Source organism: Amycolatopsis sp. FU40 (assembly GCF_021903635.1).
In the GTDB taxonomy this organism is placed as follows: domain Bacteria; phylum Actinomycetota; class Actinomycetes; order Mycobacteriales; family Pseudonocardiaceae; genus Amycolatopsis; species Amycolatopsis dendrobii.
This window is the reverse complement of sequence record NZ_CP091381.1, coordinates 9596293-9621489: the sequence shown is the minus strand read 5'-3', so window position 1 is coordinate 9621489 and position 25197 is coordinate 9596293. Positions and strand designations below refer to the sequence as shown.

Here is a 25197-nt window from a genome sequence, read left to right as displayed (position 1 = left end):
GTTCGGGACAGGCTACCCGGGGGTTCTCCGCCGCCGTGGGAGGCCGGGCCGCCCGGGCGCGCCTAGCACAGATCCGACCGCCCCGGCAACCCCAAGCACCCCATCAGCCGCAGCCGCCTCACCGGCCTCAGCGTTCGGCGAACCCTTCGAGGCCGCCTTTCGCGGCGGTCCAGCGTTCAACTACCTGATCCACTCTTCCGGGTGAGGTTCCGGAGCGCAGCGCGGCCAGCAATCGCGCACAGTTGTCCCGGCTACCCTCCGCGACCACCTCGACACGGCCGTCCGGGAGGTTCCTCGCGAATCCGGCCAGTCCGAGTTCCAGCGCCCGGCTCCGGGTCCACCAGCGAAAACCGACACCCTGCACCTGCCCGTGCACCCAGGCGGCCAGCCGGACGGGCGATTCCTGCTCGTTCACCGGCCCCATCCTGCCGCACGCCCCCGGCTGCGGACGGTGACGGTCCCGTCCCTCGGTCGCGCGAACGGGTCCTGAGCAGTGATAACCTCCCGCCTGGCATCCGGGGCCGGAGCCCCGCTCCCCCGTGCCGCCCCTCGACTTGAGCGTTGACTCTTCTAAGGAGCCTGCATGTCCCGTCCCGACGGGCCTGAACCAAGCTCAGCGTCGCCCGAGATCGCGGTGAGCGCTGCCCCCACCGCTCCGCCGAAGGGCGCGAGCGGGAGGCTGAGCCGCTCCGGCTACGCGATCCTGGGCGTCAGCGGCCTCGTGGTCGCCACGGCCTTCGCCGCGGTCGCCGAACTGGCCGGCCCCGGCTCGGTCACCGACACCGCGACGAACACCACCGGCGGCGGCCAGGGCGGCTTCCAGGGCAGTTCCCAGGTGGTCGTGCCGGGCAACGCCGTCCCCGGCGGCCCGATGACCGTCCCCGGCTCGCCGACCCCCGGCCAGACCGCCCCGCCGACCCCGACCACGGTGGTGGCCGTCGGTCCGGACGGGAAGCCGACCACGAGCGTGATCACGCCGCCGCCGAACGCCGGTCAGCCGGGCGGTCAGCCGGGTGGCGGGCAGCCCGTGCCGGGCACGACTTCGGACCGCAGCGACCAGCCGACCAGCCACCCCACGACGCCGAAACCGCCGACCAGCTCCACTGCGTCGACGACGCCTTCCACCCCGCCGAGCACCCCCTCGTCGCCTCCGGACAGCCCGCCGCCCAGCTCTGGCAGCAGCTCCACCGGCGGCCAGCCGTCGTCGTCCTCGTCGCCGAGCGTGTCCACTTCGGACTCTGGCCCGACGAGTTCCACCAGCCGCTGAAGTCCGCGAAGGGCTCCTTGCGGGAATCAGATTCCTTCAAGGAGCCCCTCACGGCTTTCCGGCCAGGTCAGGCTTCGAAGCGGTACCCCATGCCGGGTTCGGTAAGCAGATGCCGCGGCCGGGAAGGCTCCGGCTCCAGCTTCCGCCGCAACTGTGCCAGATACACCCGCAGGTAATGGGATTCCGTCTCATACGACGGCCCCCACACCTCGTGCAGCAGCTGCTTCTGCGCCACCAGCCGTCCCCGGTTGCGCACCAGCAGTTCCAGCACTCCCCATTCGGTCTTGGTCAGGTGCACCTCGCGACCCTCGCGCAGCACCTTCTTCGCCGCCAGGTCGATGGTGAACGATCCGGTGTCCACCACCGCTTCCGCGCCGTCCGTCCCGCCGACCGACGAGCGCCGCACCGCGGCCCGCAATCGGGCGAGCAGTTCGTCCATTCCGAACGGTTTGGTCACGTAGTCGTCCGCGCCCGCGTCGAGCGCCTGGACCTTGTCCGCCGAATCGCCGCGCGCGGACAGCACGATGATCGGCACCGTCGTCCAGCCGCGCAGGCCCGCGATCACCTCGGTGCCGTCCAGATCGGGCAGGCCGAGATCCAGCACCACCACGTCGGGTTTCGTTTCGGCGACCGCTTTCAGCGCGGCCGTCCCGTCGTGGGCGGTGATCACCTTGTACCCGCGTGCGTTGAGGTTGATCCGCAACGCGCGCACGATCTGCGGTTCGTCGTCGACGACCAGCACCGTCGCCGCTGGATCGGCCGTCATCGCGCCACCCCCTCCTCCGCCGGTTCGGCTTCCACGAGTTCCCGGCCGGTGCAGGCCGGCAGCGAGATCACCACGGTCAACCCTCCACCAGGAGTGTCCTCGGCGCGAACCGTACCGCCCATCGCCTCGGTGAACCCCTTCGCGACAGACAAGCCGAGCCCGACGCCGGGCGTCGAGTCCCGGTCCCCGCCCAGCCGCTGGAACGGCGCGAACGCGGACTCCGCGGCGCCCTTGCGCAGACCCTTGCCGTGGTCGACGATCCGCAGTTCCACGAACTCCGAATGCGCGCTCGCCCGCGCGGAAACGTCGCCGCCGCCGTGCCGGAGAGCATTGTCGAGCACGTTCGCGATCACCCGTTCCAGCAGGCCCGGATCTGCTTGCACCGAAGGCAATCGAGCGTCCACGGATACCTGCACCTTCTGCGAGTTGTCCACATTGGACAAAGCGTGCGCGACCACCTCGTCGTAGCCGACCGGCCGCAGGTGCGGGGTGACCGCACCGGTAGCGAGCCGCGAAGAGTCGAGCAGGTTGTCGATCAGTCCGGCGAGCCGGTCCGCCGACAGTTCCACGGCTTCCATCAGTTCCTCAGTGTCCTCATCGGACAAAGACAGGTCCGGCGCGCGCAGGCTGCCGATCGCCGCCTTGATGGATGTGAGCGGCGTCCGCAGGTCATGTCCGACCGCGGACAGCAGCGTCGTGCGCAGTTCGGTCGCCTCGGCTTTCCGCTCGGCGGCCGCCGCGGCCGCGGCCATCCGCTGCTGCCGCAGGGCGAGCAACGCTTGTCCCGCAACGGCTTCCAGCACCCGGCGGTCCGCCGCGGGCAACGCGCGACCGCGCAACGTCAGGTGCACGTCAGCGGTCACCGCGATGTCCACATCGGCCTCATCCGGATCCGCACACGGCTCGCCGCCGGACAGCGCGACCTTGTCCCACTTGCCATTGCGTTTCTCCAGCAGCGTCACGGAAGTGAGCCCGAAGTTTTCCCGCACCTTCTCCAGCAACCGCTCGATCGGATTCGGATTGGTCAGCACTGTGCGCGCATAAGACGCCAGCAACGACGCCTCCGTCCGAGCTCGCGCCGCGGCCACTCCACGCCGCGCGGCAGAAGCGACGACCAAGGCCACCATCACCGCCACCACGACCATCACGATGAGCGTCACGACGTTCTGCGGACTGTGCACGTCCAGCGTGTACAGCGGCGGGGTGAAGAAGAAGTTCAACAGCCCGGCACCGAAAATCGCCGCCACCAAAGCCGGACCGAGCCCGCCCACCAAAGCGACGATGACCGTCGAAAGGACGAAGAGGATGACGTCGGTGGAGAACTCGACCGCGTCGCGCAGCAGCACGCCGAGACCGGTCGCGATGACCGGTGCCAGGATGCTCAACACCCAGCCCAGCACGAGCCGCGACGGCGCCAGCGGGCTCGCGCCGAGCCGCGCCCGCAGTCGTCCGCCGGCGTAGGAGTGCGTGACCATGTGCACGTCGATCGGACCGGACTGCTGGATCACGGTCGCGCCGATGCCCTCGTCGAAGAGCCGCGCGACCCGGGAACGCCGCGAGGTGCCGATCACCAGCTGAGTCGCGTTGACCCCGCGGGCGAAGTCGAGCAACGCCGTCGGAACGTCGTCGCCGACCACCGCGTGGAAGGTCGCGCCGACCTCCTCGGCCAGCGTGCGGCAGCGGGCCATCGCGGTCGGCCCGAGCCCGGCGAGGCCGTCGCCGCGCAGGATGTGCACGACCTGCAGTTCCGCGCCCGCCCGGTTGGCGATCCGGCTCGCGCGCCGGATCAGCGTCTCGCTTTCCGGGCCGCCGGTGATCGACACGACCACCCGTTCGCGCGTTTCCCACGTATCGGTGATCTTCTGCTCGGCGCGGTAACGCTGCAGCGCGACGTCGACCTGGTCGGCCACCCACAGCAGCGCCAGCTCGCGCAAAGCGGTGAGGTTGCCGGGCCGGAAATAGTTGCCCAGCGCGGCGTCGATGCGCTCGGCCGGGTAGACGTTGCCGTGCGCGAGCCGCCGCCGCAGCGCCTCCGGCGTGATGTCCACCAGCTCCAGCTGCTCCGCGCGGCGCACGACCTCGTCCGGCACGGTTTCCTGCTGGGTGACGCCGGTGATGCGCTCGACGACGTCGTTGAGGCTCTGCAGGTGCTGGACGTTGACCGTGGACAGCACGTCGATGCCCGCTTCGAGCAGCTCGTCGATGTCCTGCCAGCGTTTCTCGTGCCGCCCGCCGGGCACGTTCGTGTGCGCCAGCTCGTCCACGACGACGACCTCGGGCGCGCGGGCGAGCACCGCGTCGAGGTCCATCTCGGCGAACTCGTGCCCGCGATGCCCGACCGTGCGCCGCGGCACGACCTCGAGCCCGTCGAGCAGGTCGGCGGTCTTCTTGCGGCCGTGCGTTTCGACCAGGCCGACGACCACGTCGGTGCCGCGGTCGAGCCGGCGGCGTGCTTCGCCGAGCATGGCGAAGGTCTTGCCGACGCCCGGAGCCGCGCCGAGGTAGATGCGGAGTTCGCCTCGGCGCGGCTTCGGTGGTGTGTCAGGTGCGCTCACAGTGTTCAGTGTGCGCCAGGCGCGGTCGAATGCACGGCAAGGTTGAGCTGGAGCACATTCACGCCCGGCACGCCGATCCCGTTGCCCGTCGTGTTGTCCGCGACCAGCTGCCGCACCTTCTCCTCGCTCAGCCCGGTGTTGCGCGCGACTCGAAGCACCTGCAGATCGGCGTACGCGACGCTGATCGCCGGATCGAGGCCCGAACCCGAGGCAGTCACCGCGTCCGCGGGCACCTCCGCCGGGTCGACGCCTTCGCGCTTGGCGATCAGCTCCCGCCGCTGCGCGATGGCCTTGGTCAGATCCTCGTTGTACGGGCCCTTGTTCGAGGGCCCCGAGGTCGACGGGTCGCCCGGCCCGAGCACGTCCTTCGAGCTGGCGGAGGGCCGGTTGTGGAACCACGGGTCGTGCGCCGGGTCGGCGGGCACCGGGTCGATCCCGATCAGCGACGAGCCGACGGCCTGGCCGTTCTGCGTCACCACCGAGCCCTCGGCGTGCCCCTGGAGGCCGGGGATGCGGGACACCGCCCACACGCCCAGCGGGTAAACAATGCCGAGCAGCACGGTCATCGCGATGAGCAGGCGCAGGCCGGCCCAGGTCTGCTTGAGCAAAACGTTCATGTCAGCCAATCCCTGGAATGTGGCGCACGATCAGGTCGATCACCCAGATCCCGAGGAACGGGCTCACGATGCCGCCGAGGCCGTAGACGAGCAGGTTGCGGCGCAGCAGCGCGGACGCCGACGACGGCCGGTACCGCACGCCGCGCAGGGCGAGCGGGATCAGCCCGACGATGATCAGCGCGTTGAAGACGACCGCGGACAGGATGGCCGACTTCGGGGTCGCCAGGTGCATGATGTTGAGCGCGCCCAGCTGGGCGAAGATGCCGGTGAACATCGCCGGCAGGATGGCGAAGTACTTCGCCAGGTCGTTCGCCACGCTGAAGGTGGTGAGCGCGCCGCGGGTGATCAGCAGCTGCTTGCCGATCCCGACGATCTCGATCAGCTTCGTCGGGTTCGAGTCGAGGTCGACCATGTTGCCTGCCTCTTTCGCCGCCATGGTCCCGGTGTTCATCGCCACGCCGACGTCGGACTGCGCGAGCGCGGGCGCGTCGTTCGTGCCGTCGCCGGTCATCGCGACGAGCCTGCCGCCCTCCTGCTCCTTCTTGATGAGCGCCATCTTGTCCTCGGGCTTGGCCTCGGCGAGATAGTCGTCGACGCCCGCGTCCTGCGCGATAGCCTTCGCGGTGAGCGGGTTGTCGCCGGTGATCATCACCGTCTTGATGCCCATCGAGCGCAGTTCCTCGAAGCGCTCCTTCATGCCCGGCTTCACCACGTCCGACAGCCGGATCACGCCGCGTACGAACGCCGTGCCGCCCGCCGCTTCCGCGACCACCAGCGGGGTCCCGCCCTGCTGGCTGATCTCGTCCACGACGTGTTCGGTCTCGTCCGGCACGTCGCCGCCGCGTTCGCGCACCCATTGGCGCACCGCCGACGTCGCGCCCTTGCGGACCTCGCGGCCATCGAGGTCGACGCCGCTCATCCGGGTCTGCGCGGTGAACGGTACGAACTCGGCGAGCTTTTCGCTGTCGTCCGGTTCCCCGGGCAGCCCGTGCTGCTCGGCGATCAGCTCGACGATGCTGCGGCCTTCCGGCGTGCCGTCGGCGAGGCTGGACAACCGGGCCGCGCGCGCCAGGTCGTCCACAGTGGACGAACCGACCGGGATCAGCTCGGTCGCGCGCCGGTTGCCGAAGGTGATCGTGCCGGTCTTGTCCAGCAGCAGTGTCGACACGTCGCCCGCGGCTTCGACCGCGCGGCCGGAGGTGGCGAGGACGTTGCGCTGCACCAGCCGGTCCATCCCGGCGATGCCGATCGCGCTCAGCAGCGCGCCGATCGTCGTCGGGATCAGGCAGACCAGCAGCGCGGTCAGCACGATCACCGACTGCTCGCTGCCGGAGTAGGCGGCCATCGGCTGCAGCGCCACGACGGCGAGCAGGAAGATGATGGTCAGCGTCGACAGCAGGATGGTCAGCGCGATCTCGTTCGGCGTCTTCTGCCGGGAAGCGCCTTCCACCAACGCGATCATCCGGTCCACAAAGGACTCGCCGGGCTTGGTGCTGATCCGCGCCACGATCCGGTCGCTCAGCACCGTGGTGCCGCCGGTGACCGCCGACCGGTCGCCGCCGGACTCCCGGATCACCGGGGCCGACTCGCCGGTGATGGCCGATTCGTCGACCGTGGCGATGCCCTCGACGACGTCGCCGTCGCCCGGGATCACTTCGCCCGCCTCGACCACCACGCGGTCGCCGACCCGCAGGTCCACGCCGGGCACCTGCTCCTCGGAACCGTCCTCAGTGAGCCGCCGCGCGACGGTCTCCTTTTTGGTCCGCCGCAACGATTCCGCCTGCGCCTTGCCGCGCCCTTCGGCGACCGCCTCGGCCAGGTTCGCGAACACGACGGTGAACCACAGCCACACCGCGATGAGGATCGAGAACACGCTCGGGTCGGTGACCGCGAAGACGGTGGTGAGGACCGAACCGGCCCACACCACGAACATCACCGGGTTCTTGAGCTGGTGGCGCGGGTTCAGCTTGCGCAGCGCGTCCGGCATGGACGCCCACAGCTGCTTCGGGCTGAACACGCCCGCTCCGACGCGTCCGGCGTTTTCGACGTGGTGCTGCGTCTCCTGTTCCGGAGTCCGCTCTTGGGTAATGCTCATGCCAATGCCTCTGCAATCGGCCCCAGCGCAAGCGCCGGGATGAACGTGAGAGCCGCGACGAGGACGACGGTGCCGGTCAGCAACGTCCCGAACAGCGGCCCGGTGGTGGGCAGCGTGCCCGCGGTTTCCGGGACTTTCTTCTGCGCGGCAAGGGAACCCGCCAGGCAAAGCACCGCGACGATCGGCACGAACCGGCCGATCAGCATGGCCACCGACAGCGACGCCTGGAACCAGTCGCTGGTCGCGGTGAGCCCGCCGAAGGCACTGCCGTTGTTGTTGCCCGCGGACGTGTAGCCGTAAAGGACTTCGGACAGTCCGTGCGATCCCGAGTTGGCGAGCGCGTCTCGCGTGCTCGGGATCATCAGGGCGATGCCGGAGCCGAGCAGCACCACGACGGGCATCGCCAGCATCGAGATCGCCGCGCAGGTGACCTCGCGCTTGCCGAGCTTCTTGCCCAGGTACTCCGGAGTCCGGCCGACCATCAGGCCGGCCAGGAACATCGCGATCACAGCCATCACGAGGATGCCGTACAGCCCGGTGCCCACACCGCCCGGCGAAACCTCGCCGAAGAGCATGTTGAGCATCGCGCCCCCGCCGCCGAGACCGGACAGGCTGTCGTGCGCGCCGTTCACCGCGCCGGTCGAGGTGCCGGTGGTGGTGTCGGCGAACAGCGACGTCAGGCTGAGCCCGAACCGCTGTTCCTTGCCCTCGAAGTTCCCGCCCGCGGCCAGCGCGGCGGGGCTGTTCGTGTGCGTCTCGGACGTCCAGATCACCGCGAGCATCGCGGCCCACAGACCGGCCATCACCGACAGCAGGACGTAGCCCTGCTTGCGGTTGCCCACCAGCTGCCCGAAAGCTCGGGTGAGGCAGACCGGGATCACCAGGATCAGGAAGATCTCGACGAGGTTGGTCCAGACGTTCGGGTTTTCGAACGGGTGCGCGGAGTTGGCGTTGAAGATGCCGCCGCCGTTCGTGCCGAGTTCCTTGATCACTTCCTGGCTCGCCGCCGGGGCCAGCGCGATCGTGCTGGTGCTGCCGTCCGGGTTGGTCACCGCGACGCCGGAACGGAGGCTTTGCACCACGCCGAGCGCCACGAGGACGATCGCGAACACGAACGCCATCGGCAGCAGCACGCGGATCGTGCCGCGGGTCAGGTCGACCCAGAAGTTGCCGAGCCGGTCGGTGCGCGAGCGGACGAACCCGCGCGTCACCGCGATCGCCACGGCCAGCCCGACGCCCGCGGACAGGAAGTTCTGCACGGTGAGCCCGGCCATCTGGACGAAGTGGCCCATGGTCGTCTCGGGCGTGTAGGACTGCCAGTTCGTGTTGGTCACGAAGGAAACCGCGGTGTTGAACGCGACGGCAGGCGATACCGGGCCGCGATCGAAGTTCCACGGCAGGATCGACTGCAGGCGCTGCACCAGGTACAGCAGGATCACCGAGACGAACGAAAAGCCGAGCACGCCGGAGGCGTAGGTCTTCCAGTGCTGCTCGGTGTCCGGGTCGACCCGGACGACCTTGTACAGGGCCTTCTCGACCCGCAGGTGCTTCTCGGTGGAGAAGACGCGGGCGAGGTAGTCGCCGAGGGGTTTGTAGACCACCGCGAGGGCGACCAGGAGCATGCCGGCTTGCAGGAAGCCGGCCGCGACGTCACTCATCTCAGAATTTCTCCGGCCTCACGAGGGCGACGAACAGGTAGCCGAGGAGGCCAAGCGCCAGCAGCCCGCCGACGATGTTGGCCACGGTGCCCGCGCCGCTCACAGCTTCTCCAGCCCGCGCAGGACACCGGCGAGCACTACGAAAACGCCGATGAGCAATAGGGCGTACAGCAAATCCGCCACGAGGCACCTCTCAGGAAGGGTCACCCGGCACGGGGTGACCGTCGGTCGAGAGCCACTGTGCGGTCGTCGCGGAGCGTAAGCACCCGCGTCTGACGCCTCCTTGACGCCGCGACCTGGGGGCGTTTACGCGATCTTGACGGCTGGTGACCCGGGCCACTGCGTCAAGCGCCATCCGGGTCAGCGCGACGGCATGACTGTCCGTAGTTGGTGGGTGACTTGCGGCACAGCTGGTAGCGGATCAAGGACAGAGAGTGCAATTCGGGCAGACAACGATCGGGGGTCCGTGTTACACCTGAGTAACCAATAGTTGTATCAACTAACTAACTAGGTTCAGGGAGGGCTCGTATGTGCGGAATCGCGGGCTGGGTTTCCTACGACACCGATCTCACGCAGCAGCAGGAGATCGCGGACGCGATGACCGAGACCATGGCCTGCCGAGGACCCGACGACCGCGGAACCTGGGTCCGCCGTTCGGTCGCGCTCGGTCACCGCCGGCTCGCCATCATCGACCTGCCGGGCGGCCGCCAGCCGATGAGCGTCAAGACTCCGAACGGCGAAGTCGCCATGGTCTACAGCGGCGAGGCGTACAACTTCTCCGAACTTCGTGAAGAACTCACCAAACTGGGCCACCGCTGGGAGACCGACAGCGACACCGAGGTCGTGCTGCACGGCTACCTGCAGTGGGGCGCCGAGGTCGTGGACCACCTCAACGGCATGTACGCGTTCGCGATCTGGGACGAACGCGACCAGAAGCTCGTGATGATCCGCGACCGGATGGGCATCAAGCCGTTCTACTACTACCCCACCCGCGACGGCGTCCTGTTCGGCTCCGAGCCCAAGGCGATCCTCGCGAACCCACTGGCGCGCAAGGTGGTCGACAGCGACGGCCTGCGCGAGCTGATGGGCTTCACGAAGCGGCCGGGCTGGTCGCTGTGGAAGGGCATGTACGAGGTCGACCCGGCCACCGTCGTGACGGTGACCCGCGAGGGCATCAACACCCGCACCTACTGGAAGCTCGACGCGAAGCAGCACACCGACGACCAGGAGACGACGGTCGCGCGCGTGCGCGAGCTGATGACCGACATCGTCCACCGGCAGCTGGTCGCCGACGTCCCGCGCTGCGTGCTGCTGTCCGGCGGCCTCGACTCGAGCGCGGTCACCGGCCTCGCCGCCGCCCGGCTGGCCGAGCAGGGTGAGCAGCTGCGCACGTTCTCGGTCGACTTCTTCGGGCAGGAGGAGAACTTCCAGCCCGACGAAATGCGCGACACACCCGACTCGCCCTACATCCGCGACGTCGCCAAGCTCGTCGGTTCCGCTCACCAGGACGTGATGCTGAACCCGGCCGACCTGAGCGACCCCGAGGTGCGCCGCAAGGTGCTGCGCGCCCGTGACATCCCCACCGGGCTCGGCGACATGGACACGTCGTTGTACTTGCTGTTCAAGGCGATCCGGGCGGAATCGACGGTCGCGCTGTCCGGCGAATCGGCCGACGAGGTGTTCGGCGGGTACCGCTGGTTCCACGACGAGGCCGCGGTGAAGGCGGACACCTTCCCGTGGCTGGCGTTCCGCAACAGCCTGATGGACGACCGGGAATCGCTGCTCGAACCGGGCCTGGCCGCGAAGCTGGACCTGGAGTCCTACGTCGCCGACCAGTACCGCACCGCGGTGTCCCAAGTGGACTTGCTGGACGGCGAATCCGAGCGGGAGTCGCGGATGCGCGTCATCTGCAACCTCCACCTGACCCGTTTCGTGCGGCAGCTGCTCGACCGCAAGGACCGCATGTCGATGGCGGTGGGCCTGGAAGTGCGCGTGCCGTTCTGCGACCACCGGCTCGTGGAGTACGTCTACAACACGCCGTGGTCGCTGAAGACCTACGACGGCAGGGAAAAGAGCCTGCTGCGGCACGCGACGAAGCACGTGCTGCCGGCGTCGGTGCGGGACCGGGTGAAGAGCCCGTATCCCTCCACTCAGGACCCGGGGTACGCGATCGCGCTGCAGCAGCAGATCAAGGAAGCCTTGGCGCAGAAGGACAATCCGGTGTTCCAGATGGTCAGCCGGGAATGGCTGCAGCAGTCGGCGGACACCGACCCGGCGACGATCAGCCAGGCACAGCGCGTCGGCATGGACCGGGCGCTGGACCTGCACCACTGGTTCGACATGTACTCGCCGGAGCTGGAACTCAACTGACCCTGGCCCTGGCCCGCTGCTCGCCCGGCACCGTTTCCGCGCGGTGCCGGGCTCAGCGGCTGTGGTGTGCCGCCCCGTTACGGCGATGCGGAGCACCCGCCGGACCGCACCCCGCTGACGTACTGGGCAGGCCCCCTCGGGACTGGGCGCGCGATGCCGACGTCGGAGCAAAGCCGTGAAGGCCGTCTCGTCGGCCGGGCGAGCGGTCAGAAGTCCAGGTGTGCGTCGATCTCCGTGCCGCGCACGTCCAGTTCCGCGCCGGCCCCGCTCAGCAGCCGCTGTGCCGCCGCATTGTCCACAGTGGTCGTCGCGACGAACTTCGCCGCGCCGCCGTCGCGGGCCGCGTCCAGCAGTACCGCGGTCACCTTGCGGCCGATTCCGCGTCCGCGCGCCGATCGGCCCAGCCACACCCCGGCCTCGACCGCCAGTGCGGCCCGTCCGGACACTGGCCGCAGCCGCGCCGCCCCGCAGACGCGGCCGTCGACTTCCACGACCCACGTCGTCTCGATGGCGGTGTCCGGATTGAGCGATCGCCTGCGGTGAAACGCGAGAAACGCTTCGCGGCGGGCTTCGGTCCACCCGGCGGGACCTTCCACCGGCGGCATGACCTCCGTCGGTTCGGCGTCGGCCACCGCGGCGTCCAGAAGCCGCTCGAGCCCCGGCTCGTCGAGCGGGATCAGCACGATCTCGGATTCTCCGGATCCAGGCACGCCCCGCAGCTTGGCACGCGAAGCCGTCCAGCGCTACCCGATCGGCCCAGTCGTTACCAGGGAACCGGCTCGCCGAAGCGGTCGAGGAACCGCAGCCCGGGCTCTCCTGCCTGTGCTTCGAGCACGTCGACGACCGCGGGGACGCTTTCCTCAGGCAGCAACGGCGCGTCCGGACCGCCGAGCCGAGTCCGGTTGTGGCCGGGATCGATGAGCAGTTTGGTGCGCCCGTCGGCCTCGTGGCGAGTGGCGTAGCTGCGCATGAGCTGGTTGAGCGCGGCCTTGCTCGCCTTGTACAGCTCGTATCCCGGTTCGACGTTCATCGAGATGCTGCCCTGCTCGGACGACATCACCGCGACCGTGCCGCCCGGCGCGACCAGATCGTGCAGTCCTTCGAGGACTCTCAACGGGCTCAACGCGTTGGTGATCATGACTTCGGCGAACATCGTCGCCGGCACTTCGCTGATCGGCAGATTCCCTTGGTTGATCGCCGCGTTCACGAAGAGCAGGTCGAGCGGACCGCCGACTCTGTCTCCGAGCGCCGCGATCTGTGCGTCGTCAGTCATCTCCAGCTGCTCGGTCCGCATTCCTTCCCGCGGCACCGAACCGTCGCGAGTCGTCGCGACGACCTCCCACCCGCGCCGGTCCAGTTCGGTGACCAGCACCAATCCCAGTCCTCGCGAAGCCCCGACCACCAACGCCCGGCGTACCGCCATGACCGCTCCCTTGTCTAGACGCAACGTCGCGTCTAGACAGTAGCACGGTAAGGTGCCCGGTATGCCCGCAGTCAATTCCCAGCCCCGCAGGGCACGCTCCGGCAACCGGCGCGACGAGGCCGCGCGCCTGGCGGTGCTCCACGCCGCCGACGACCTGCTGGTCGAGCACGGCTTCGGCGCACTGACCGTCGAAGCGATCGCGCGCCGGGCCGGCGTCGCGAAGCAGACCATCTACCGCTGGTGGCCGTCGAAGGTCGAGATTCTGCTGGACACGCTGATCGAGGACAGCGAGAAACGCCTGCCGGTGCCGACGGAACTCCCGACGGCCGACAGCATCCGGGCCTATCTGCGCGACTTCGCGCATTTCCTCGCCGAGGACCCTGCGGGCAAGTGCCTGCTTACCCTGCTGGCCGAAGCACAGCACGATGCGGGGACTGCCGCGCGGTTCCACGAGCGCTACCTGGAGCCGCGGCAGATCGCCGAACGCGAGATGCTGACCCGCGCTGCCGAGGCAGGCGAGGTTTCTCCGGTACTGGATCCGGAAGCCACAATGGACGCTCTGTTCGGACCGATCGTCTACTGTGCGCTCACGGGAACCGCGGTGCCGAAGAATTTGGTGGATACGTTGGTGGATAAGCTGCTTCGTCCGCGCGGGTGACCTACCGCCGCACCTCGGCGACCCGCACCGGGCGGTTCTCCCTCCGCGAGACCTCGCACGCCTCCGCGATGTAGAACGCCTCCAACGCGTCCGCTGCTCCGGCAGGCGACGGGATCCGCCGGGCGGCAACATCCAGGAACGCCCGCAGCTCAGCCGAATAGGCCGTCCGGAAACGTTCCATGAAGCCCGGATACGCCGGTCCCGGCAATCGTCCGACGCCCGGCTCCACGGACCGCAGCGGGGCCTGGCCGTCCAAGCCCACCACGGCGTTCGCCAGCGAACCGAGGGCCTCGAAGCGCACGTCATAACCCGCGCCGTTGTAACGCGTCAGCGAGACCGTCGCGAGGGTTCCGTCGTCGAGAGTCATCGCGACCGCGGCGGTATCGACGTCTCCGGCATCCGCGAAGAACTGCTCGCCTTTGTTGCGCCCCAAGGCAAACACCTGCTCGACCTCCCGGCCGGTCACCCACCGGAGGATGTCGAAGTCGTGCACGCCGCAGTCCCGGAAGAGACCGCCGGAATGCGCGACATACGCGGCGGGCGGCGGTGCCGGGTCCAAAGTGGTCGCCCGGACGCTGTGCAGCCAGCCCAGCTCCCCGCTCTCCACCGCGACCCGCGCGGCCTGGTAACCCGCGTCGAACCGGCGCTGGAAACCGATCTGCACCGGAACGTCCGAGTCCGCGATGCGGTCGATCACCGCGAGCGTGCCGGGGATGTCCGCGGCGACCGGCTTTTCGCAGAACACCGGTAGTCGCGCGTCGACCGCCTTGATGATCAACTCCGGATGCGCGTCCGTGGCCGCCGCGATGACCAGGCCGTCGAGACCAGACTGGAACAGGGCGTCGATTCCTTCGGCCGCCTCGACACCGAGCCGATCGGCGACCGGCTGGGCGCGCGCCGGATCCACGTCGGCGACGACCACCGACGCGACCTCGTCGAATCCCGCGAGCGTTTCCGCGTGTGCGGCACCGATCCGTCCGGCCCCTGCCAGTCCTAACCTCATCACTGCGCCTCCCCTGAGTCGGGCCCCGTGGTCTCCCGCACGACCAGGGACGGATGAAGCAGGTGCCGCACCGGTTCAGTGCGTTCACCGCGTACGCGCTCCAGCAGCGCGTCGAAAGCCAGCCGCGCCATTTCCGCCCGCGGTTGGTCCACTGTGGTCAGTGAAATGTGCCGCAGGGAAGCCAAGGACGTGTTGTCGTAGCCGACTACGGACACGTCCTCCGGCACCCGCAACCCGCGTTCTTCGAGCGCCGAGATCGCGCCGACCGCGTTGAAGTCATTGCCCGCCAGCAGTGCCGTCGGAGCCGGAGAGTACGCGGACAGCAATTCCTGCACGGCTTTCTCGCCCGCGGTGTCGGTGTGTTCGCTGCGCACCACGATCGGCTCCAGCCCGTGCGCCCGCATCGCCTGCCGGAAACCGCGTCGCCGAGCCGCGGCGCCGGCCGCTCCCCCGCCGTCGAGGTGCGCGATCCGGCGATGCCCCAACTGGACCAGGTGCTCGACGGCCAACGCCGCGCCAGCCTCGCCGTCGTCGTTCACCGTATCCACAGTAGACAGTCGAGAGGTCCGTGACACCAACACTACCGGACACTGCCGTGCCGCGGCTTCGATCGCCGCGGCCGGAACCACAGGCGACAACAGCACGACGCCGGCCGGACGGAACGACAGCAGACTGCGCAACGCCGCACCTTCCCGAGAAGGCATCCTGCCGCCAGTGTTGAGGATCAGGTCGAACCCGGCCGCTTGGGCCGCCGCGTCCAGCCCTTCGACGACATCGGCGAAGAATGCGTTGCGCAGGTCGTTCACCATCACGCCGAGCACCGTGGACGTCCGGCTCGCCAGCGACCGCGCCATCACGTGCGGCGAATAACCCAGCTCCTCCGCCGCCTTCAGCACCGCCGCGCGTCGCCGCGCCGAGACGTTCGGCGCGTTGCGCATCACGAGCGAAACCAGTGCCCGGGAAACCCCGGCTCGCGCGGCGACATCCTCCATGGTGGGCTTCCCCATGCGAAAACCTCCCCGGAGAAGCGCTTGACGCGACGGGTCGGACGCTACAAGCTTAGAGCGCTCTAATCAAGAGGACGCCCCCCGACCGGAGAGGGATCCATGACCGCGAAGATCCGCGTCGCAGCCGCCCCGATCTCCTGGGGAGTCTGCGAGGTTCCCGGCTGGGGCCGAGTGCTCGACGCCCCGGCAGTACTCGGCGAGATGGCCGATTTGGGCGTCACCGCAACAGAATTGGGTCCGCCCGGCTATCTGCCGCGCGAACCGGCCGAGTTGAAGAAGCTGCTGGAAAGCCACCGCCTCGACCTCGTCGGCGGCTTTCTTGCCGTACCACTGCACGAAGATCCTGACGCGGCCATAGCCGAAGCGGAAGAATCGGCCGCGCTCTTCGCGGCTTGCGGCGGCACGATGCTCGTCCTCGCCGCGGCAACCGGACTCGAGGGTTACGACGAACGGCCCGCCCTCATCGACGCCGAATGGTCCACTTTGGTCGGCACGGCAGGCAAGATCCGCGACATAGCGGCAAAACACGGTCTGCGAACGGTCCTGCACCCGCACGTCGGCACGCACGTGGAAACCGAGGCCGAGGTCGAACGCTTCCTCGCCGACTCGGATCTCCAGCTCTGCCTCGACACCGGCCACCTGCTGATCGGCGGCGCCGACCCGGTCGCGCTCGCCCGGCGGCACCCGCGGCGGATCGGGCACCTGCACCTCAAGGACGTCCGCGGCGAGCTGGCCGACGCCGTCCGAGCAGGCGAACTGCCGTACACCGAAGCCGTCGGCAGGGGTCTCTACGTTCCGCTCGGCGAGGGCGACGTGGACATCGAAGCCATGGTCCGCTCCGTCGCCGAGGCGGGCTACGACGGCTGGTACGTCCTGGAGCAGGACACCGCACTGAGCGACGACAGCCCGGCGGACCGTCCTGGCCGCGACGTCGCGACCAGCCTTTCGTACCTGCGCACCATCACCGGCTGACGCCGGAAACAAGCTCGGAAAACAAGCGAGGAGAGACAACGATGTCCCATCGCTGGGAGCGCGCACGACGCTCCGGCCGCGCGGTGGCGAGCCTGCTGGCCGCGGGCTTGCTGCTGGCGGCGTGCACCGGTCCGGCCGCCGAACCGAAGACGACCGCGCCCGCCGCCGCGCCGACGCCGTCCGGGCCGCTGAAGGTCTCGGTGATCACCCACGGCACCGCGGGCGACGCGTTCTGGAACGTGGTGAAGAACGGCGCCGAACAAGCGGGCAAGGACCTCGGCGTGCAGGTCGAATACACGTCCGACGGAGATCCGGGCGCGCAGGCGAAGCTGATCGACAACGCTGTCGCGCAGCAGACCGGCGGGCTCGTCGTGTCGATGGCCAACCCCGAAGCGCTGCGTCCGTCCATCGAGGCCGCGGTGCGCGCCGGGATCCCGGTGATCACCATCAACTCCGGCGAGGACAAGAGCGCGGCGTACGGCGCGCTTGCGCACGTCGGGCAGAACGAGTCGATCGCCGGGCAAGAAGCCGGGAAGAAGTTCAAAGAACTCGGCAAGCACAAGCTGCTGTGCGTGATCCACGAGGCCGGAAACGTCGGGCAGGCGCAACGCTGTGACGGCGCGAAGACCGGATTCGCCGGCACCGTGCAGACGCTGCAGGTGGACATCTCCAACCCGACCGACGCCGAGTCCCGCATCCGCGGCGCGGTCCAGACCGATTCGTCGATCGACGCGGTCCTCACGCTGAACTCGCAGGTCGCCGCGCGTGCGGTGAGCGCGATCAAGTCGGTGAACGCGAAGGCGCAGGTCGCCACGTTCGACCTCAACTCCGACGTGGTGGCCGCGATCAAGGCGGGCGACGTGCTCTTCGCGGTCGACCAGCAGCAGTACGAACAGGGCTATCTCCCGGTGCAGTTCCTGAAGCTCTACCGGGACAACGCGAACGTCGTCGGCGGCGGCAAACCGGTGCTCACCGGACCCGACCTGGTCGACAAATCCACAGTGGACAAGGTCGGCCAGTACGTGCAAAGGGGCACCCGATGACGACCCTCGACGAACGGCTGGAGAAGCCGCGGCTGACCGACCGATTGGTGCTCCGCCCGGAGATCGGCGCGCTGCTCGGCGCGGTCGTGGTCTTCGGCTTCTTCACCTTCGCGTCCGACAAGTTCTTCAGTGCCAGCGGCGCCGCGACCTGGCTGGACGACGCGGCGACGCTGGGCATCATGGCGGTGGCCGTGTCGCTGCTGATGGTCGGCGGCGAGTTCGACCTGTCCGCGGGCGTGATGACCGCGTCCACGTCGCTGGTCACCGCGATCCTCGCCACCCAAGCGGGCTGGAACGTGTGGCTCGCGCTGCTCGTCTCGTTGGTCTTCGCGCTGACGGTCGGCGCGTTCAACGGCTGGCTGGTCATGAAAACCGGGCTGCCGAGCTTCATCGTCACCCTCGGCACTTTCCTTGCCCTGCAAGGCTTGAACCTCGGCGTCACAAGGCTGGTGACCGGCACGGTGCAGGTCTCCGGCATGCGCTCGACCGACGGCTACGCGTCCGCCGGTTTCGTCTTCGCCTCCACTGTGGACATCGGCGGCACCCCGTTCCAGATCTCCATCGTCTGGTGGCTCGGCGCGATCGCGGTGGCCGCGTGGCTGCTGGTCCGGACGCGCTTCGGCAACTGGATCTTCGCGGTCGGCGGTTCCGCCACGAGCGCCCGCTCGGTCGGCGTTCCGGTGGTGCGCACGAAAATCCTGCTGTTCATGGGCACCGCTCTGGCCGGATGGCTCGTCGGTTCGATCAACATCCTGCGCTTCGCGAGCGTCCAGGCGAATCAGGGCATCGGGCTGGAATTCCAGTACATCATCGCCGCGGTGATCGGCGGCTGCCTGCTGACCGGCGGGTTCGGCTCGGCCGTCGGCGCGGCGATCGGCGCGCTGATCTTCGGCATGGCGCGCCAGGGCATCGTGTTCGCCGGCTGGGACAACGACTGGTTCATGCTGTTCCTCGGGATCATGCTGCTGGCGGCGGTCCTGGTCAACAACGCTCTGCGGCGGCGCGCGGAAAGGGTCCGGCGATGAACGCTCTCCTCGAAGTTCGCGAGATCGGCAAGCGCTACGGCAATGTGGTCGCGTTGCGTGAGGTGTCCACGGTCGTCAAGGCGGGCGAGGTCACGTGCGTGCTGGGCGACAACGGCGCGGGCAAGTCCACTTTGATCAAGATCCTCGCCGGAGTGCACCAGCACGACGAAGGCGAGTTCCTCGTCGAAGGCGCGCCGGTGCGGTTCGCCTCGCCCCGGGAAGCGCTTGACCGCGGAATAGCCACGGTGTACCAAGATCTCGCGGTAGTGCCGTTGATGAGCGTGTGGCGCAACTTCTTCCTCGGCTCCGAACCGACCGTCGGGTTCGGCCCGTTCCGGGCCCTGGACCGGCGCAAGGGCCGGGAGCTCACGAAGAAGGCCCTCGCCGATCTCGGCATCGACCTGCGCGACGTCGAACAGCCAGTCGGCACGCTGTCCGGCGGCGAACGGCAGTGCGTCACGATCGCCCGCGCTATCCATTTCGGCGCGAAGGTGCTGATCCTGGACGAGCCGACGGCCGCGTTGGGCGTGAAGCAGGCCGGGGTGGTGCTGAAGTACGTGGCCCAGGCCCGCGACCGGGGCCTGGGCGTCGTCCTGATCACGCACAACCCGCACCACGCGTACCCGGTGGCGGACCGCTTCCTGCTCCTCAAACGCGGCACGGCGCTCGGGTCCTACGAAAAGGCGGAGATCGAACTGCCCGACCTGACCCGGCAGATGGCTGGCGGCGCGGAACTGGAGGCATTGGAACACGAGCTGCGGCAAGCCGAATAGCTACAAGACTTTCTCCAGCCAAGGCCGTACCAACGGCAGCACCGCGGCCGCCTGCATCGCGCTCATGTGGTCCAGCCCGTCAAGCACCTCGACGGTCCACCCCCGCGCCTCCAACTCGGCGCGCTCGCGCAGCAGCGGCCCGGCGATGTCGACGGTCACCCCGCCCCACCGTTCGCCGTACCCGATCCGGTCCTCCGAACCCGCGAAGCACAACCGCGCGCACGAGAGCTCGACTGCCCGGTCGTCGAAGTCCTGCAACGCCTCGTACAACGTCACGAACTGCTTCGTCTGCCCGATGGACAACGTGACGTCCACCGAATCCCAATCCCCCGGCTCGGCTCTGGTTTCGGCCGACGGACCGGCAAGCGCCATCTCGTGCGTCGCCCGGGTCACCGCGAGCATTGCCGCATACGGCCCGTCCAGCGGCGGATATCCGCCCATCACCAGCGCGTCCAGCCGATCCGTCCGCAACGCCAGCTGCAGCCCGGAAAGCGCCAGCCACGAGTACCCGTAGTACGAAAACCGCTCCGCCCCGACCGCGTCCGCCACGGCCAGGAAATCGGCCGCGACCACGTCCGGCGTCAGGTCGGCCGGATGCGCCATCCGGTGCCCCTGGTAGTCGAAGGCCGCCACCCGGAACCCGGCGAATCCCTCGATCAGCGAACGGCCCAGCTCCGGATCGGCGCCCCACTGCCGGGCCGCCTCGGCCTCCGGTCCTTCCGCGGGCCGGGGGTCGACCGGGAGCAGCAGCACCGGCCCGTCCCCGTGCACCTGCGCTTCGATCCGCGTTCCGTCGTGCAGAGTCGCTTCAGCCATCTCATCTCTTTACGTTGTAAAGTATCGCCGGACGCGAGGGTACTATACGACGTAAAGAGATGTCGAATCAGCTGGTGACGGCGGGCGACACGGCGTCGGAGACGAGCTTGCGCGGAGCCCCGGATCCGTCCGCGGGCACCGACCACACGGCGTTCTCGAGGCCGTAGAGGATCGTGTGATCGTCCTGCCAGAGCGCCTGGTCGTCAACGCTGCGGGTCTCGGCGAGCGCGGTCTCCCGCATCGTCTTGAGGTCGAGCACGGACAGCCGCCAGACGCCCTCGCCGATCTTCTTCTTGAACGCGATCCGCGTTTCGTCCGGCGACAACGACGGGCATTCCACGTTTTCCCGCAGCGCTTTGCCGCGGTACGTGTCGTAATCTCCTTCGATCAGGTACGTCTTGCCCTTGGTGCCCAGCGTCGAGTAGAACCGCTTGCCGTCCTTGCTGAACGTGATGCCCCAGTAGTTGACGTCGGCGGAGAAGTACCGCTTCCCGTCCACCAGGACCGGCAGTTCCTCGATCGTCTTCTCCAGCTCGCCGTTGTCCAGCTGGTAGATTCCGGCACGCGTCGAAAACCCGGTAGCGGCATAGGAATCACCGGTGACGAACACCGTCCAGTACACCCGCTTGCCATCCGGCGAAACGCGCGCCCGGCTCGGGGTCCCCGGCAGGTAGTCCTTGTGCGTAGTGGCGAAATTGCGGTCGAGGATGCTGAAGTCGCTGACCGCGGGCAGCGTGCCGGGCCGCACCGCGAGGCACATCCCCGTCGACGCGGACACGGCGAACCGGTCGCACTTCAGATCGCTGAATTTCGGCGCGGCACCAGGATTCGCGAGCGGAACGACGCCGATGTTGCCCGTCTTCGTGCTGCGAAAGAACAACTGCCCGGGCGCGAGCGAAAGGTGCTCGACCTTCGCGGGCTCAGCCGGGCTGGGCCGCGCGGCAACGGTGTAAACCACCGCAGCAGCCGCGAGCACCACAGTTCCGACGACAGCGAGAAGGACCTTTTTCATTTGCGCACCGGCCTTGCGAAAGCGGCGCCGAGCGCCACGACAGCGAGCGCTCCGGCCGCCACGAGGACCGCGGGCTGGAGATCCCACAACGTCCAGGCGAGTCCGAAGAGGACAGACGAAAGCATCCGAGCGGCAGCCTGTCCGGTTTGGACCACGGCCAAGCCGGTCGCCCGGAGATCGGCGGGCACCAACGGTCCGGCCGCAGCCATCAGGACCCCGTCGGTAGCCGCGTAGAACACGCCGTGCAGGCCCAAAGCGAGAGCCGCGAGCCAGAACCCGGACACCGGCCCGCACAACGCGATCAGCGCGGCGACCAGCGCGACGTGGCCGCCGAGGAACACCGGCCAGCGCCCGATCCGGTCGGCCAGCTTGCCCAGCGGAACCGCCAGCACCAGATACACCCCGGCGGTGCCGAGCGGCAGCAGCGGAAAGAACGTCGCCGCGACGTCCCAGCGCCGCTGAAGCACCAGATACACAAAGGAATCGCCGAGCGTCACGAACCCGAGCAGCGCCGCCCACACCACCACGCGGCGGAAACCCCGCTCGCGCAGCAATCCGAACGCCGCCCGCACGGACACCGCGGCCCGGTCGGCGATTTCCTGCTTGTGGTCGCGAACGAACAGGAAGAGCAGCATCACCGCGATCGCCGCGATGCAGAAACTGGTGAAGAACACCGAGGTGTAGCTGCCGAGGCTCAGCGCCAGCACGGCCATCGCGACGAGCGGGCCGAGGAACGCGCCGACAGTGTCCATCGCGCGGTGCACGCCGAACGACCGGCCGAGCGTGTCGGGCTCGCTGGAAAGCGAGATCAACGCGTCGCGCGGGGCCGTGCGCAGCCCCTTGCCGGTGCGGTCGGCGGCGAGCACCACGCCGATCGCCGCGACCGACGAACCGGCCGCGACCAGGCCGAGCTTGCACACCGCGGACAAGCCGTAGCCGAACCCGGCGACCGCCTTGAGCCGCCGCCACCGGTCCGCCAGGTGCCCGCCGAGCACGCGGACCACGGCGGTGGCTCCCGCGTAAAGCCCGTCGAGCAGGCCGAACTGCAGCGGGTTCAGCCCGAGGCCGAGCACCAGATACAGCGGCAGCACCGCGGTCACCATCTCCGAGGAGATGTCGGTGACCAGGCTGACCGCGCCGAGTGCGACGACGTTCGCCGACACCCGGCGCAGGCCGGCCTTGCGCTCGGTGCCCGCCGCGACGTCCGAACTACGGCTGGTCGCGATGTACATGACCGGCCCCTAGTTGTGGCAGGTGTAGGTCGGGCTGCTGTCCTGGACCTTGCCGTCGAGACCGATCAGCTGCTCGGAGAAGGTCGTGTCGGTCATCGTCAGCTTCAGCACGCCGAAGGTGTCCTTCAACAGCTTCGCCGTGGTCGGGTGCGCGGAGTGGACCGGGTACGGGTTCGCCCCGCCCATGCCGCCGATGATCTCGACCGGACCGTCCGGGTTCGCCTTGCCGCTCGCGTCCTGCTGGTTGAACCGCTCGTAGTGGTGGTCGTGGCCGTTGAGGATCAGGTCGACCTTGTTCTGCACGAACAGGTCCCACAGCTGCTTCGAACCGCGCTGGTCGCCGTGGTCGCCGGAGCTCCACCGCGGGTGGTGGTAGTACGCCGCGACGCAGCCCTTGGTGTTTTTCGCCAGATCCTGCTTGATCCAGTTCATCTGGTCGGTGTCTTTGAGCTCGCCGCCGTCCTTGTCGTCGACGAAGCCGTTGGAGTCGAGGGCGATGAAGTGCCAGTTGCCCATTTCCCAGCTGTAGTAACGCTTCCCGTTCGGGGTGGCGATCTTGCCGAAGTACTGCTCGTAGGCCTCGAACGGCTTGTTGTCGTCGTAGGTCTCGTGGTTGCCGGGGATCGGGTGCGTGATGCTCTTGAACTTGCCCCAGGTCTTGTCGTAGTAGTCCTTGAAGTTCTGCAGCGTCAGACCGGTGTCCTCGGCGTCGTACTGGTTGTCCCCCATGGTGATCACCGCGGCGGGGTTCATCGACTGGACGAGCTTCGCGGTCTTCGGGTGGATGCAGCTGGAGCTGCTGGCGGTGCACTGCTCGGCGATGTCGCCGGCCGCGGCGAGGACGAACGTGTTGCCCGCGGTCCCCGGCTTCGTGTGCACCTTGACCGCACTGCTGGCCGGCGAAGCGTTTCCGGCGGCATCCTTCGCCCGGACGGTGTAGGTGTAGTCGGTGTCCGGCGAAAGGCCGTTGTCGGTGTAGGACGTGCTCGTGCTGGTGGCGACGGACTTGCCGTCCCGCAGCACTTCGTACCCGCTGACGCCGACGTTGTCCGTCGCCGCGGCCCAGGTCAACCCGACACTGTTCGCACCGATCTCGCCCGCGGCGAGGTTCGACGGAGCAGTGGGCGCCTGCGTGTCACCGGACGAGTCCGGCGTGCCGTACGCCTGAAGCTCCCACAGCGAGTAGCCGTACTTCGTGGCTCGCTCGGTGCCGACGAAACGCAGGAACCGGCCGTGCCCGGCCAACCCGGTGAGGTCGTCGGAGCCGCCGTCGCCGTTGGTGACCGTCGCGATCGGCTTGAAGTTTTCGCCGTCGTCGGAGATCTCGATGCGGTACTTCTTGGCGTAAGCCGCTTCCCAGTTCAGCTTCACCCGGTGGATCGTGGCGGCCTGCCCGAGATCGACGCGCAGCCACTGCGCGTCGGCGCTGACCGCACTGGCCCAGCGGGTCTTGAGATTCCCGTCGACGGCGTTCTCGCCGCTCAACGTGGACGTCTCGAGCGTGGACGTGCTGACGGGTTTTCCCTGCGACAGCAGCACATCGGCGGCAGCCGCGTGGGCGTCGCGCGCGGGCGAGACCGCGGCGGGCAGCAGCACCACCGCGGCCGCCGGCAAGGCGAACCGGGCGAGACTTCGGACACGGGACGAGGACACGTCGCACTCCTTCGGGCCGGACGGGAACAGGGCGGCGGCGTTACGGTTCTGCGGCGTCTCGTTGCGTTAAGAAAGTTTCCTAACTAAAACCGCAGAGTAGCGGGCCCGGTTTCTCCCGACAAGCCCGGAACGGACGTGAAACGATCAAGACCGCCCGATCAGCGGAACACGGCCTCCCGGACCTCAAACCTCCAGCAGCCGCCGCACTTCCTGCACCGCGGCGCGCCCGGCCCGGTTCGCCCCCACCGTGCTGGCCGAAGGCCCGTACCCGACCAGATGCAGCCGAGGCTCCGCGACCACGCGAGTCCCGTCCATCCGGATCCCGCCGCCGGACGTCCGCAGGTGCAGCGGAGCCAGGTGGTCGATCGAGGCCCGGAACCCGGTCGCCCACAGGATCGTGTCCGCGGGCTCGAAACTGCCGTCCTCCCAGACGACCCCGTCGGGAACCAAGCGCGAGAACATCGGCCGCCGGTCGAGATAGCCCGCTTCCCGGCCCGCCAGGACCTGCGGCGTCACCGGCAGGTCCGTCACGCTCACCACGCTCTCCGGCGGCAGCCCGGCCCGCACCCGCTGGTCGACCTTCGCGACCGCCATCCGTCCCCAGTCCTCGCTGAACTCTTCCTCGCGCCAGACCGGCGGACGCCGCGTCACCCACACCGTCGAACGGGCGACCGGACCGATCTCCATCAGCAACTGCACCGCCGACGTCCCGCCGCCGACGACCACGACCCGCTGGCCGCGAAATTCCTCCGCGCCGCGGTAATCCGCCGTGTGCAGCTGCCGTCCGGCGAAGGTGCCGGGGTAGCGCGGCCAGAACGGCCGGTCCCAGGTCCCGGTCGCGCTGATCACCGCGCGCGCCGCCCACGTCTCCGCAGGCGATTCGACCACCAGCCGCTCCCCCGCGCGCCGCACCGCGGTCACGTCGACCGGACGGTGCACCGGCAAGTCATATGTCTTCTCGAAGCGCCCGAAGTACTCCGACACGGCCTCGCTCGCCGGACGCGCCGGATCCGGGGTCCCGAACGCCATCCCCGGCAGGTCGTGGATCCCGTGCACCTTCCCGACCACCAGCGACGGCCACCGGTACTGCCACGCCCCGCCCGCGCGTTTGCCGTGGTCGAGCACGACGAACCCGCGTTCGTTGGCGAATCCGGCCCGGCGCAGGTGATACGCCGCCGACAGTCCGGCCTGCCCGGCCCCGATCACCACGACGTCGGTCTCGTGATCCGCAGTGCTCATACAACGTTCAACA

The 25197-nt window shown here is 68.8% G+C and carries 24 protein-coding genes; 6 read left to right on the top strand and 18 right to left on the bottom strand.

All coding sequences use genetic code 11. From position 1 onward, the window contains the following. Nucleotides 1-127: 127 nt before the first annotated feature. From L3Q65_RS45555 to kdpF, 9 genes are all read right to left on the bottom strand, one after another. On the bottom strand, nt 128-424 hold the full coding sequence (locus L3Q65_RS45555; RefSeq protein ID WP_182895606.1) for an acylphosphatase: 297 nt from the start codon (nt 422-424) through the stop codon (nt 128-130). A gap of 269 nt (nt 425-693) precedes the next feature. Further along, complete coding sequence (locus L3Q65_RS45550; RefSeq protein ID WP_182895605.1) at nt 694-975, bottom strand: hypothetical protein; 282 nt, start codon at nt 973-975, stop codon at nt 694-696. Between the two features lie 30 nt (nt 976-1005). Next, nucleotides 1006-1257 (bottom strand): hypothetical protein, encoded by a 252-nt coding sequence (locus tag L3Q65_RS45545; protein ID WP_237598411.1) that lies wholly within the window; start codon nt 1255-1257, stop codon nt 1006-1008. Between the two features lie 77 nt (nt 1258-1334). Next, complete coding sequence (locus L3Q65_RS45540; protein ID WP_037810222.1) at nt 1335-2033, bottom strand: response regulator; 699 nt, start codon at nt 2031-2033, stop codon at nt 1335-1337. Then, on the bottom strand, nt 2030-4588 hold the full coding sequence (locus L3Q65_RS45535) for a sensor histidine kinase KdpD (RefSeq protein WP_182895603.1): 2559 nt from the start codon (nt 4586-4588) through the stop codon (nt 2030-2032). Before L3Q65_RS45535 ends, L3Q65_RS45540 begins: the two co-directional genes overlap by 4 nt. Nucleotides 4589-4593: 5 nt before the next feature. Then, nucleotides 4594-5205, bottom strand: coding sequence for a potassium-transporting ATPase subunit C (locus L3Q65_RS45530; RefSeq protein ID WP_237598410.1), 612 nt, complete (start codon nt 5203-5205; stop codon nt 4594-4596). A gap of 1 nt (nt 5206) precedes the next feature. Continuing rightward, entirely contained in the window at nt 5207-7300 is a 2094-nt protein-coding gene (gene kdpB / locus L3Q65_RS45525; protein ID WP_237598409.1) for a potassium-transporting ATPase subunit KdpB, read from the bottom strand. Beyond that, nucleotides 7297-8958, bottom strand: coding sequence for a potassium-transporting ATPase subunit KdpA (gene kdpA / locus L3Q65_RS45520; RefSeq protein WP_237598408.1), 1662 nt, complete (start codon nt 8956-8958; stop codon nt 7297-7299). Before kdpA ends, kdpB begins: the two co-directional genes overlap by 4 nt. A gap of 1 nt (nt 8959) precedes the next feature. Then, nucleotides 8960-9061, bottom strand: a complete 102-nt coding sequence (gene kdpF, locus L3Q65_RS45515; protein WP_037358287.1) for a K(+)-transporting ATPase subunit F — start codon at nt 9059-9061, stop codon at nt 8960-8962. Between the two features lie 425 nt (nt 9062-9486). Between kdpF and asnB the strand changes: the two genes are divergently transcribed. Continuing rightward, nucleotides 9487-11328, top strand: coding sequence for an asparagine synthase (glutamine-hydrolyzing) (gene asnB / locus L3Q65_RS45510; RefSeq protein WP_182895599.1), 1842 nt, complete (start codon nt 9487-9489; stop codon nt 11326-11328). 206 nt (nt 11329-11534) lie between these two features. On the opposite strand, the gene L3Q65_RS45505 is transcribed toward asnB, so the two are convergent. After that, the gene (locus L3Q65_RS45505; protein ID WP_237598407.1) at nt 11535-12038 is read right to left on the bottom strand and encodes a GNAT family N-acetyltransferase; all 504 of its coding nucleotides are present in this window, start codon (nt 12036-12038) and stop codon (nt 11535-11537) included. Nucleotides 12039-12091: 53 nt separating this feature from the next. After that, complete coding sequence (locus L3Q65_RS45500) at nt 12092-12751, bottom strand: SDR family NAD(P)-dependent oxidoreductase (RefSeq protein ID WP_182895708.1); 660 nt, start codon at nt 12749-12751, stop codon at nt 12092-12094. Nucleotides 12752-12812: 61 nt separating this feature from the next. On the opposite strand from L3Q65_RS45500, the gene L3Q65_RS45495 reads away from it, so the two are divergent. After that, nucleotides 12813-13409, top strand: a complete 597-nt coding sequence (locus L3Q65_RS45495) for a TetR/AcrR family transcriptional regulator (protein ID WP_182895598.1) — start codon at nt 12813-12815, stop codon at nt 13407-13409. A gap of 1 nt (nt 13410) precedes the next feature. On the opposite strand, the gene L3Q65_RS45490 is transcribed toward L3Q65_RS45495, so the two are convergent. Continuing rightward, nucleotides 13411-14412, bottom strand: a complete 1002-nt coding sequence (locus L3Q65_RS45490; RefSeq protein WP_182895597.1) for a Gfo/Idh/MocA family oxidoreductase — start codon at nt 14410-14412, stop codon at nt 13411-13413. Next, a complete protein-coding gene (locus L3Q65_RS45485; RefSeq protein WP_237598406.1) occupies nt 14412-15419 on the bottom strand; it encodes a LacI family DNA-binding transcriptional regulator in 1008 nt (335 codons plus the stop codon). The genes L3Q65_RS45490 and L3Q65_RS45485 overlap by 1 nt, the downstream gene beginning before the upstream one ends. 99 nt (nt 15420-15518) lie before the next feature. Between L3Q65_RS45485 and L3Q65_RS45480 the strand changes: the two genes are divergently transcribed. From L3Q65_RS45480 to L3Q65_RS45465, 4 genes are read left to right on the top strand one after another with little or no spacing between them, the layout of a single operon-like run. Further along, a complete protein-coding gene (locus L3Q65_RS45480) occupies nt 15519-16391 on the top strand; it encodes a sugar phosphate isomerase/epimerase (protein WP_237598405.1) in 873 nt (290 codons plus the stop codon). Nucleotides 16392-16432: 41 nt separating this feature from the next. Next, nucleotides 16433-17434 carry a sugar ABC transporter substrate-binding protein gene (locus L3Q65_RS45475; RefSeq protein WP_182895594.1) on the top strand — a complete coding sequence of 334 codons (1002 nt, stop codon included), beginning with the start codon at nt 16433-16435 and terminating at the stop codon, nt 17432-17434. Continuing rightward, nucleotides 17431-18459, top strand: coding sequence for an ABC transporter permease (locus L3Q65_RS45470; RefSeq protein WP_182895593.1), 1029 nt, complete (start codon nt 17431-17433; stop codon nt 18457-18459). Before L3Q65_RS45475 ends, L3Q65_RS45470 begins: the two co-directional genes overlap by 4 nt. Further along, nucleotides 18456-19232, top strand: coding sequence for an ATP-binding cassette domain-containing protein (locus L3Q65_RS45465; RefSeq protein ID WP_237598404.1), 777 nt, complete (start codon nt 18456-18458; stop codon nt 19230-19232). Before L3Q65_RS45470 ends, L3Q65_RS45465 begins: the two co-directional genes overlap by 4 nt. Here the strand turns inward: L3Q65_RS45465 and L3Q65_RS45460 are convergent, their stop codons facing one another. The 5 genes from L3Q65_RS45460 to L3Q65_RS45440 form a co-directional block, all read right to left on the bottom strand. Next, nucleotides 19233-20048, bottom strand: coding sequence for an alpha/beta fold hydrolase (locus L3Q65_RS45460; protein ID WP_237598403.1), 816 nt, complete (start codon nt 20046-20048; stop codon nt 19233-19235). A gap of 67 nt (nt 20049-20115) precedes the next feature. Further along, nucleotides 20116-21060: a hypothetical protein gene (locus L3Q65_RS45455; RefSeq protein ID WP_237598402.1), complete on the bottom strand. Its 945-nt coding sequence runs from the start codon at nt 21058-21060 to the stop codon at nt 20116-20118. Further along, complete coding sequence (locus L3Q65_RS45450; protein WP_237598401.1) at nt 21057-22292, bottom strand: MFS transporter; 1236 nt, start codon at nt 22290-22292, stop codon at nt 21057-21059. The genes L3Q65_RS45455 and L3Q65_RS45450 overlap by 4 nt, the downstream gene beginning before the upstream one ends. Nucleotides 22293-22301: 9 nt before the next feature. Beyond that, nucleotides 22302-23945: a discoidin domain-containing protein gene (locus L3Q65_RS45445; protein ID WP_237598400.1), complete on the bottom strand. Its 1644-nt coding sequence runs from the start codon at nt 23943-23945 to the stop codon at nt 22302-22304. 183 nt (nt 23946-24128) lie between these two features. Beyond that, complete coding sequence (locus L3Q65_RS45440; protein ID WP_182895588.1) at nt 24129-25184, bottom strand: NAD(P)-binding domain-containing protein; 1056 nt, start codon at nt 25182-25184, stop codon at nt 24129-24131. Between the last annotated feature and the right edge of the window lie 13 nt (nt 25185-25197).

Excerpts from the sequence above, each read along its gene's own strand:
- L3Q65_RS45465 (WP_237598404.1), top strand. The coding sequence starts at position 18,456 with ATGAACGCTCTCCTCGAAGTTCGCGAGATCGGCAAGCGCTACGGCAAT.
- L3Q65_RS45555 (WP_182895606.1), bottom strand. The coding sequence starts at position 424 with ATGGGGCCGGTGAACGAGCAGGAATCGCCCGTCCGGCTGGCCGCCTGG.
- L3Q65_RS45440 (WP_182895588.1), bottom strand. The coding sequence starts at position 25,184 with ATGAGCACTGCGGATCACGAGACCGACGTCGTGGTGATCGGGGCCGGG.
- L3Q65_RS45530 (WP_237598410.1), bottom strand. The coding sequence starts at position 5,205 with ATGAACGTTTTGCTCAAGCAGACCTGGGCCGGCCTGCGCCTGCTCATC.
- kdpA (WP_237598408.1), bottom strand. The coding sequence starts at position 8,958 with ATGAGTGACGTCGCGGCCGGCTTCCTGCAAGCCGGCATGCTCCTGGTC.
- L3Q65_RS45480 (WP_237598405.1), top strand. The coding sequence starts at position 15,519 with ATGACCGCGAAGATCCGCGTCGCAGCCGCCCCGATCTCCTGGGGAGTC.
- L3Q65_RS45500 (WP_182895708.1), bottom strand. The coding sequence starts at position 12,751 with ATGGCGGTACGCCGGGCGTTGGTGGTCGGGGCTTCGCGAGGACTGGGA.
- L3Q65_RS45490 (WP_182895597.1), bottom strand. The coding sequence starts at position 14,412 with ATGAGGTTAGGACTGGCAGGGGCCGGACGGATCGGTGCCGCACACGCG.
- L3Q65_RS45475 (WP_182895594.1), top strand. The coding sequence starts at position 16,433 with ATGTCCCATCGCTGGGAGCGCGCACGACGCTCCGGCCGCGCGGTGGCG.
- L3Q65_RS45455 (WP_237598402.1), bottom strand. The coding sequence starts at position 21,060 with ATGAAAAAGGTCCTTCTCGCTGTCGTCGGAACTGTGGTGCTCGCGGCT.
- L3Q65_RS45450 (WP_237598401.1), bottom strand. The coding sequence starts at position 22,292 with ATGTACATCGCGACCAGCCGTAGTTCGGACGTCGCGGCGGGCACCGAG.
- L3Q65_RS45485 (WP_237598406.1), bottom strand. The coding sequence starts at position 15,419 with ATGGGGAAGCCCACCATGGAGGATGTCGCCGCGCGAGCCGGGGTTTCC.
- L3Q65_RS45540 (WP_037810222.1), bottom strand. The coding sequence starts at position 2,033 with ATGACGGCCGATCCAGCGGCGACGGTGCTGGTCGTCGACGACGAACCG.
- kdpB (WP_237598409.1), bottom strand. The coding sequence starts at position 7,300 with ATGAGCATTACCCAAGAGCGGACTCCGGAACAGGAGACGCAGCACCAC.
- L3Q65_RS45470 (WP_182895593.1), top strand. The coding sequence starts at position 17,431 with ATGACGACCCTCGACGAACGGCTGGAGAAGCCGCGGCTGACCGACCGA.
- asnB (WP_182895599.1), top strand. The coding sequence starts at position 9,487 with ATGTGCGGAATCGCGGGCTGGGTTTCCTACGACACCGATCTCACGCAG.
- L3Q65_RS45495 (WP_182895598.1), top strand. The coding sequence starts at position 12,813 with ATGCCCGCAGTCAATTCCCAGCCCCGCAGGGCACGCTCCGGCAACCGG.
- L3Q65_RS45460 (WP_237598403.1), bottom strand. The coding sequence starts at position 20,048 with ATGGCTGAAGCGACTCTGCACGACGGAACGCGGATCGAAGCGCAGGTG.